Genomic DNA, 1,276 nt, shown 5'->3' with positions numbered 1-1,276 from the left:
GGCTGAATCCCAATTCTTTTTTTATCCTTCAAACGATAACTCTCACCCGATATTTGTACCACATGACAGTGATGTAATAGCCGATCTAACATCGCAGCGGTCAACGTGACATCATCCGCAAATGACTTAGACCACTGGCTAAAGGGTAAGTTACTCGTCAATATCGTACTGCCTTTTTCATAACGCTTGGCAATCACATTAAAGAACAGATTCGCTTCTTCACGTCCAAACGGTAAATAACCAATTTCATCGATAATCAGTAATTTTGGGGCGAGTATCACCCGTTGCATATAGGTTTTCAATTTACCTTGCTGATAGGCTGTACTCAGTTGCAGCATTAAATCCGCTGCGGTAATGAACTTGATCTTAATGTTGTTCATGATGGCCTTATAGCCTAATGCCATAGATAAATGCGTTTTTCCTACTCCGCTAGCCCCGAGAAACACCACATTTTCTGCTCTAGCAATAAAGCTCAGATTGAACAGTTCAATCACCTGTGATTTAGGGGCCCCTAGGGCATAATTAAAATCATAGTCTTCCAGGGTTTTGACTTGAGGCAGGCCTGAGAGTTTCATCAGTACCTGCTGGCTGCGCTGTTGCCTGGCAGCATATTCATGCGTCAAGATCGCTTCAACAAAGTCGGCATAACTTCCATCTTGACCTAATGTTTGTTGTGCATGATGTGACCATTGTGATGCGATGGCAGGCAGATTGAGCTTTTGGCAAAGCTGCTCTATACGGTCGTATTGCAGATTCATCAGGAAACTCCTAGCAACTGGTCATATACAGATAAGGGATGCTGCAAACTCTCGTAGGGTATGACATGCTGTGCTGCTGCAACAGGTACAGTGCTGGAACCTGTATCTGATTGCGGTAATGGCGTAAATTTTTGCTGCTCCTGTTGTAGTCGAACAGCCGGTTTTTCTTGCGTGGTGGCATGAATCCGCTGATTGGCGGTTTCATGCAGCCACCGGCCAATGTGGGCATTGGCGACATCAACATCTAACAGTAAACCCGAAGTCTTCAGGCTTGCTTTCAATGGCACAATAAAGCTTGATTTGAGGTATCCATTAAAGCGTTCAACTTTGCCTTTGGTCTGTGCACGGTAGGGCTTACATACGCGAGGACGAAAGCTGTATTTCTTGGCGCAGTCGAGCAGTTTGGGGTTCCATTTATGCTGCCCCTCCTGATAGGCATCCCGTTCAATCATGATCGTTTTAGCGTTATCAAACAGGATTTCCTGAGGTACTCCTGCAAAGAACTGAAATGCATTTTC

At 44.9% G+C, this 1,276-nt stretch carries 1 protein-coding gene and 1 pseudogene; both read right to left on the bottom strand.

The window, feature by feature from the left end:
* Positions 1 to 758 (bottom strand): IS21-like element ISAba8 family helper ATPase IstB (istB, locus tag FTU54_RS15105; protein WP_180074915.1); only part of this gene is annotated, 758 nt, incomplete at its 3' end.
* A pseudogene (gene istA / locus FTU54_RS15100) lies at positions 758 to 1,276 on the bottom strand (IS21-like element ISAba8 family transposase); the annotation flags it as partial. The pseudogene istA and the gene istB, both read right to left, overlap by 1 nt.

Source organism: Acinetobacter sp. YH12116, from assembly GCF_013418895.1.
GTDB classification, from domain to species: Bacteria; Pseudomonadota; Gammaproteobacteria; order Pseudomonadales; family Moraxellaceae; genus Acinetobacter; species Acinetobacter indicus.
Note: the sequence above shows the minus strand (reverse complement) of the source record. Positions and strands in the feature narration are given on the sequence as shown.